This window comes from Pedobacter aquatilis, from assembly GCF_030409415.1.
GTDB lineage: Bacteria > Bacteroidota > Bacteroidia > Sphingobacteriales > Sphingobacteriaceae > Pedobacter > Pedobacter aquatilis.
In genome coordinates, this window is sequence record NZ_JAUFPW010000036.1 from 378,790 (window position 1) to 386,076 (window position 7,287).

A 7,287-nucleotide genomic window follows, 5' to 3' on the forward strand; every position below is an offset into this window, starting at 1 on the left:
ATGTATAAACATCCTGGCATTCAATACAATAAAGCCTTACCACAAAATCGTCGTTCTACTTAAATCCGGCCTAACAAATTTTTCTGGAGGCACAGAAAAAGCCAAACCACCAACTTCAATAGAAAAATTTTCAGCCGGCAATTTTTGTTACTTTTTGTTGTCAAAAAGTAAAAGCCTGTCCGGCCAGGACAAAAAAAACAAAAAAAACTTCGAGGTTCCCGCATACGCGAGAATGACGGCTTGAAAACATTTGCAAAGCCATCTTCAGTTGCCATCCAACAAAGCCTCACCACAAAATCCCCGTTCTACTTAAACCCGGCCTAACAAATTTTTCGGGAAGCACTGAAAAAGCCAAACCACCAACTTCAATAGAAAAATTTTCAGCCAGCAATTTTTGTTACTTTTTGTTGTCAAAAAGTAAAAGCCCGTCCGACCAGGACAAACAAAAAACTTAGAGGCTCACGCGTAAAAAAATAAATGTGACTTTAACCACCTACAACAACAACGTCTCAATACGATGCGCCATAACAACATCTTGCTTTTTGCTCCAGCTAAAAATAGTAAAATGACCATCTTGAGAAGCGACTAAACCTATAGATTGAGGTTGGTCGTTTACAAACTGTGCAACTGAAAAATGCCTTGTTCCACCCAACTGCCCCGGGAAAAGAATCTTATCTTCTCCGCCAATAATAGGTTCTGAAAAAGCAATTTGCTCAACAGTTGGTTTACCTTTTGCCCTACCAATTTTGGCACCAAAAGCAATCAAATCAAAGTCTTCATTTATAATTGTAGCGCCATCAACAGCTGTTAAGCCAGCCAAATGCTCAACTTCACGCCTTAATGCACCTTGAGAGAATATTTCAGTTTGGTTACCACCTTGCTTCGCAAGATTTGATAAACCTGAAAATGGTGGCTCTATCAAATATTGTATTGGATGAATTATAGATTCTTCCCATTTAATATCATCTTTTGGTACAATTAAAAGCGCACCTCCACGGCCATGAGCACGCATAGAAACCGAAAACTGAATTAAAATATTTATAGGATCGTTCCAACTTGCTAAAACAGTTAAATCAAGCAATGCTTTTAAAATCGGCGGGCAATCTTTATTGGAATTAGAGCAACTCGTATCATCAACTATTCTAATTTGTTCGCCCTTTAAAACAGCTACGTTGGTAAACTTGCCAATACCGTAAATTCGGCGATGTTTTATAACAATTAAACCTGGCTCAGAAACATCAACCACAAAGCAAAAATTAGGAATATTTAAAGTTGTGCCCCAAATGTAAAGTTCGCCATTTTCCATCCAAACGCCTAAATGTATGCCCGAACGCTCTATACCTGGAGCAATTTTAGTTAATGTGTTTGCATTTAATGGAAGTTTTTTGGCGAACAATAATGGATTTGAAGTTTGGTCTGGGGGTAAAAAAGCAATCGAAATTCTTGGCGAATGCCCTTCCTCCTTTCGCAAACTGCTCCAAAAAGCTACGTCAATTAAAGCCTCAATCGTAAATTTATCTGGCTGCGTTGCCAAATCAACCTCGCCTTGCGCAATTGCATTTTGATGTAGCTTAATAAAATGTTGTTCAATTGTTGCTGCAATTGTATTTGCCGCTTTGTAGGTTGGTTGGTAGCTCATGTTTCGAATTTAAGCTGAATTTTTAAATTTTCAGCTTCCAAAAAGTTTGTATTTAGTAAAAAGATTTTGTGATGCTTTAGCTATAAACCAGTTTACCACGGAAACACAGAAATCTGGGAATAATTAATAAAAAAATAAACTTCCGCATTCATCCGTGATTCAGTGGCATATCTTAAAATTATACAAACAACTTTATATCCTTTGCGAAAAAACTTTGTGTCATTTGCGGTTAATTCTCAAAAAACTCTATTTTTGTTTCAATGAGCGAAAACAGTCTTTTATTGGTCGACCCTAATTTTAAAACTGATGCATCGGTAAACTGTAATTTATTATTAAAAATAACGAACGACAGCTTTTCTTATGCCTTGGTAGATAAAAATTCTGGCAGAATTAACGCGATATTTGACAAACAGGGCTGCGATTTTATAGAAAATGATGTAAAAAGTGCCTTTGCAAATGATGCTCATTTAAGTTTAAATTATGCTGCTGTAAAAGCCTCAATTCATACTTCAAATTTCATTTTTATTCCGGATGAGTGGTTTGATTGTGAAAACCTGGCAGTTTATGCTAAATATTTAGGTTCAAAAAATCAGGTTTACGCCAAATCTAATGATTTAGGTTTTAATACAATTTATTGCCTTAATGAAGAAGTTAAAGTTGTTTTACCTAAACATTCTTTAGTTTTCCCTCAATCAGAACCTTTAATTGCTTTGTTTAAACATTTGGCTGATGAATCATTACTAATAGATTTCACGGCACTTTCTTTTAATGTTCTATACGTAAAGGATAAAAAAGTTATTTTCCAAAATCATTATCAATCTGAAACTGCAGAAGAATTTAATTACTTTTTGTTACTAATAATTGAGCAACTTAATTTAAACGATAATGTTCCTGTTTATCTACAAGGAATTATTAATGAAGATGATGAACATTACAATTGTTTGCTGAAATATTTTAATAATTTATATTTCTTTTTACCTGCTGCAAAAGATAATAATGAGCTGCTGTCGGATATGCCACAACATTATTTCAGCGGTTTACTTGCTTTAGATTTATGCGAATAATTGGAGGTAGATTAAAGGGAATCCGCTTGCAGCCACCCGCAAATTTACCGGTTCGCCCTACAACAGATATGGCCAAAGAAGCCTTATTTAACATTTTAAACAATAAGTTCGATTTTGAAGCTTGTACTGTTTTAGATTTATTTTGTGGTACTGGTAATTTAACTTTTGAATTTGCTTCAAGAAATGCAGAAAGCATTCTCGCTGTAGATATGGATTATGGTTGCATCAATTGGGTTAAAACAACTGCAGCAAAACATAACTTCAATCAGATAGATGTTAGAAAGGGTGATGTTTTTAAATTGCTGAAACAAATAACGGGTTCTTACGATTTAATTTTTGCCGACCCACCGTATAACATGCCAAATATTCCTCAAATTCCGTTAATGGTTGCCACGCAGAAATTGCTTAAGCCAGATGGTTTGCTTATAGTGGAACATCAGAGTAATATGAAATTAAATAGCCAGCCAGGCTACACTGAAACCCGTAAGTACGGAAATTCTTCTTTTAGTTTTTTTGAATTTTCTTAGCTTTCGGATTTCTTCATGCTGTCTCGAATATTCGGGATCAGCATTTCATAGAAAAAAGACCCTGAACTAAATTAACGGTTACGAACGACCCAAAAAACTTGCTATAAACGGTCTTTATTGCGAAACACAGCCTATCCCGACCTTTCAAGACAGGCCGTGCCTCGCAATGACTTCGTATTTAACCTTTCTCCTTTCAGCCTAAAAATCTATATTTGAATTATGAAGATAGCGCTTTTCCCAGGTTCGTTTGACCCGATAACGATTGCACACGTTAACATTTTACAACGTGCTACCCCACTTTTTGATAAAATTGTTATTGGTATTGGATTAAATAGCTCAAAGCAAAATTTTCTAACTGCAGAGCAGCGTTTACAGATTTTAGAAACTGTTTTTAAAGGTTATAAAAACATCGAAATTAAAACTTACGAGGGTTTAACCGTTGATTTTTGCAGAAAAATTAATGCAACCTATATGGTTCGTGGCATACGTTCAGCATCAGATTTTGAATACGAAAGAGCTATCGCTCAAATTAATCAAACCATGATGCCTGAAGTAGAAACCATATTGCTTTTAAGCAAACCCGAATATTCTGCGATAAGCTCAACAATTGTTCGCGATATTTTAAGAAATCATGGCGATGTAAGTCCGTTTGTACCAAAAGAAGCCTTAAGTTTTCTTTAATAAAAAAAATCTTTTCTGAAATGTAACGTTTCTAAAAATCGATTACTTATAGAGTATAAAATGAATTTATGAATACTCGAATCTCAAAAACTTTTAGCAGAATAGGCCTCTTATCCACACAAAAAAATTCAGTTCATTAAGTCTGTAAAAACGCCTTAGATGAAAGAAACTGAATCGATATTCCTTTATCTGATTAATCAGCACAAAGCGATTATACATAAAATTTCTAAAATGTATATGGATGGCGCTGAAGATCAGCAAGATCTTTTCCAGGAAATCGTAATGCAGCTTTGGAAAGCATACCCAACTTTTAAGGGAAATAGCAAATTCTCAACCTGGATGTATCGTGTAGGGCTTAATACAGCATTGGTTTATTTTAAAAAAGATAGTCGCAAGGTCGACAAAACCCCACTTGATGAAAATATTGATGTAGTTGACACCAATGAAAACGATTCAAAGGAAGAAAAATTGGACTATTTGTATAAAGCAGTTCAACAATTAAATTCAGTAGAAAAAGCTTTAATATTTCTTTTTCTGGAAAATCAATCGCATAGAGAAATTGCTCAAAATTTAGGTATAAGCGAAGTAAATGCCCGGGTAAAACTCAACAGAACAAAAGAGAAATTACAATTAATCATAAAGGAAAATGGCTATGAATTTGGATGATTTAAAAAACGAGTGGAATGCTGAAAATGCATCGGAAGCTAATATATCTGAGGATATGCTTAAAATTAAGCAAGCCTATACTCCTATAGATATCATAAGGAGAAAAATGAAACATGAGTTTAATTATCAAATTTTGGCACTCGTGATTTTGGGTTTATTCCCATATATTTTTGGTTTATCTACAGAAATGAAATTTATCTATTTTATTTTTTATGCCATTTCATGTGGTTTTACCGCTTATTATTTCTTTAAATTTTATCGATTCTATAAAAATTCTTACGACATGAGTATGGATAGCCGTAAAAATATTCTTTGGTTTTATTACGAAATGAAAATGAATATTGAACTTTATAAAGCATTAACTTACATCATAACATTCATAGGCTTATCCTTTTTTGTAGTTTATCTGGTTTTAGAAAAAACTTCTATCTATTCAAAAATTATGAGCAATATCTCTCCAATTTACCTGCTGCTAAATTGTTTTATTTCTATTCTGATTATTGGTGCGATTACTGAACTTTGGGCTTGGCGTTATTATGGAAGGTATCTTCTACGGCTCAAAAAAGTGATTGATGAATTAGATTACGAGAATTAATTTTTGTCATCATTTCGATCGGAGCATGGCTGAACTTTGGGAGTGGAATCTTATAATTTATGCTCAAAGATTTCTCCACTACGGTTGAAAGACGGTTAGTGCAAAACCTACAAAACCCCTCCTGCCCTAAGCACATCCATAATTGATGGAAATGTATTTTTTACCACTGGAGAAATATGGTTTCTATCTAACCAAACCGCTTCATCTATACCTTCTTCCTTTTGAGGAACTAATTTCGGTTCGCCTTTTACCTTCATGCTATACCAATTGGTTTTTTTAATAACCATTTTTGAGCCATTAGGGTAAACATGATAAGTTCTGCACAATTTCGCTTCGCGTTTAAAAACCTTAATTCCACATTCTTCTTCGACTTCCCTAACAGCAGTTTCTTTCATATTTTCTCCATCTTCAAGCTTCCCTTTGGGTAAATCCCATTTCTTATTTCTAAAAATAAATAAAAAATTACCATTACTGCTTTCTACCAAACCACCTGCTGCCTTTATAATTTCGCAATTCTTTTTCAGCTTTTTAAAGGTTTCTTTGGGGTTTTTTGTTAAGAAAATGTAGCTTTTTTTAGACCCATTTTTTAATTTTTTGTAAAATATTTGCAAATCAAAATCCTGAATTTCAAGCTGTTGAATTTTTTCCTTTTGCTCAGGCAAAACATCTGATATAAACAAAGTGTTATCGTTGATATAAATTCTGTAATTTTGGGCCATGTATAATAAAAGTGATATTGAATTAAAGGTAGCGGAATTTTTATTACAAATAAAGGCAATTAAATTACAACCTAATAATCCTTTTACTTGGGCATCTGGTTGGAAATCGCCAATTTATTGCGATAACAGAATTACCCTCTCTCACCCACAGGTAAGAACTTACATTCGTCAAAAGTTAGCGCAAGCCATTCAAGAAGAGTTTGGTTCGGTTGATGTTATTGCAGGAGTTGCAACCGCGGGCATTCCACAAGGTGTTTTGGTAGCGCAAGAATTAGGTTTGCCATTTATTTACGTACGTGCAAAAGCCAAAGAACATGGCACCGGAAGCTTAATAGAAGGCGAAGTTGTAGAAGGACAGCGTGTTGTGGTAATAGAAGATTTAATTTCTACAGGAAAAAGCAGTTTACAAGCTGTTGAAGCCTTAAGAAATGCAGGCTTATCTGTTGCAGGTTTGGCGGCAATTTTTACTTATGGCTTTGCTCAGGCAGACGAAAATTTTGCAGCAGCTAAATGCCGTTATTTAACATTATCTAATTACGGTGCATTAATCGAATATGCTGCAGAGCATAGTATAATTGCAAAAAGTGATATGGAATTGTTAAGTAAATGGCGCCTAAACCCATCAGAATGGGGACAAAATGAAATTCTAAACTCAGAATTGTAAAGAATAACCTTAAAACCAAATATCTACTAATGACAATTATTGAAAGTGCAGTAGAAATTAATAAACCTACAAATGAGGTTTATGCCTTTCTCTCAAATATGAACAACCACCAGGGGTTAATGCCTGAAAACATTTACAATTGGGAATCGACCGAAGATGAGGCGAAATTTACCATTCAAAATATGGCAAAATTAGCCATCAAGATTTCTAGTCGTATCGAAAATCAAGAACTTGTTGCAATTCCAACTGAAAAACCACCATTTGACTTAGAATTAAAGTGGACAGTAACTGATAACGGCAATGGTTCTACAACAGCAAAGCTTATTATTTCTGCTGATTTGAATATGATGATGAAAATGTTGGCTTCTGCTCCGCTGCAAAAGTTAACTGACCACCAGACAGAAAAACTAAAAGAGATTTTAGGATAGAACGATGGTTAATTGGTTTATTGCTAAATTTTTTGAATTGGTTAATTGTTGACTTGCTAAATTAGTTAATTGAACAGGCAACAGAAAACTGAAAACAGACAACTGATAAAAAAGCATCTGCAAATAAAACGCTGATGCTTTTTTTATGCGTTATAGTTTTTCTTAAATAGATGCAGAAGCTGCGCCACCTAAACCCGATTGCAGCCTACCGTGTACCCACATCTTTATTTTTATTTTTGTTTCATGTTTGGAACAGATTACAGTAAACTTTTTAACGATCTTAGGTTATCTAGACGAGGAGAAA

General features: G+C 34.3%; 9 protein-coding genes. 7 read left to right on the forward strand and 2 right to left on the reverse strand.

Annotation, left to right across the window (positions count from 1 at the left end):
* Positions 1-493: 493 nt before the first annotated feature.
* A complete protein-coding gene (locus QWY86_RS19990; RefSeq protein WP_290244755.1) occupies positions 494-1,639 on the reverse strand; it encodes a putative sensor domain DACNV-containing protein in 1,146 nt (381 codons plus the stop codon).
* Positions 1,640-1,899: 260 nt separating this feature from the next.
* On the opposite strand from QWY86_RS19990, the gene QWY86_RS19995 reads away from it, so the two are divergent.
* From QWY86_RS19995 to QWY86_RS20015, 5 genes are all read left to right on the forward strand, one after another.
* Positions 1,900-2,703 (forward strand): DUF3822 family protein, encoded by an 804-nt coding sequence (locus QWY86_RS19995; protein ID WP_290244757.1) that lies wholly within the window; start codon positions 1,900-1,902, stop codon positions 2,701-2,703.
* Positions 2,694-3,230 (forward strand): RsmD family RNA methyltransferase, encoded by a 537-nt coding sequence (locus QWY86_RS20000; RefSeq protein ID WP_290244759.1) that lies wholly within the window; start codon positions 2,694-2,696, stop codon positions 3,228-3,230. The genes QWY86_RS19995 and QWY86_RS20000 overlap by 10 nt, the downstream gene beginning before the upstream one ends.
* Positions 3,231-3,449: 219 nt before the next feature.
* Entirely contained in the window at positions 3,450-3,911 is a 462-nt protein-coding gene (gene coaD, locus QWY86_RS20005) for a pantetheine-phosphate adenylyltransferase (protein WP_290244761.1), read from the forward strand.
* 159 nt (positions 3,912-4,070) lie between these two features.
* Positions 4,071-4,577 (forward strand): RNA polymerase sigma factor, encoded by a 507-nt coding sequence (locus QWY86_RS20010; protein WP_290244763.1) that lies wholly within the window; start codon positions 4,071-4,073, stop codon positions 4,575-4,577.
* Positions 4,558-5,172 carry a hypothetical protein gene (locus QWY86_RS20015; RefSeq protein WP_290244765.1) on the forward strand — a complete coding sequence of 205 codons (615 nt, stop codon included), beginning with the start codon at positions 4,558-4,560 and terminating at the stop codon, positions 5,170-5,172. Before QWY86_RS20010 ends, QWY86_RS20015 begins: the two co-directional genes overlap by 20 nt.
* Positions 5,173-5,279: 107 nt before the next feature.
* Here the strand turns inward: QWY86_RS20015 and QWY86_RS20020 are convergent, their stop codons facing one another.
* Complete coding sequence (locus QWY86_RS20020; RefSeq protein WP_290244767.1) at positions 5,280-5,891, reverse strand: NUDIX hydrolase; 612 nt, start codon at positions 5,889-5,891, stop codon at positions 5,280-5,282.
* On the opposite strand from QWY86_RS20020, the gene pyrE reads away from it, so the two are divergent.
* The gene (gene pyrE / locus QWY86_RS20025; protein WP_290244768.1) at positions 5,890-6,555 is read left to right on the forward strand and encodes an orotate phosphoribosyltransferase; all 666 of its coding nucleotides are present in this window, start codon (positions 5,890-5,892) and stop codon (positions 6,553-6,555) included. The two genes, QWY86_RS20020 and pyrE, sit on opposite strands and share 2 nt — an antisense overlap.
* Before the next feature lie 29 nt (positions 6,556-6,584).
* A complete protein-coding gene (locus QWY86_RS20030; protein WP_290244769.1) occupies positions 6,585-6,983 on the forward strand; it encodes an SRPBCC family protein in 399 nt (132 codons plus the stop codon).
* Positions 6,984-7,287: the final 304 nt, after the last annotated feature.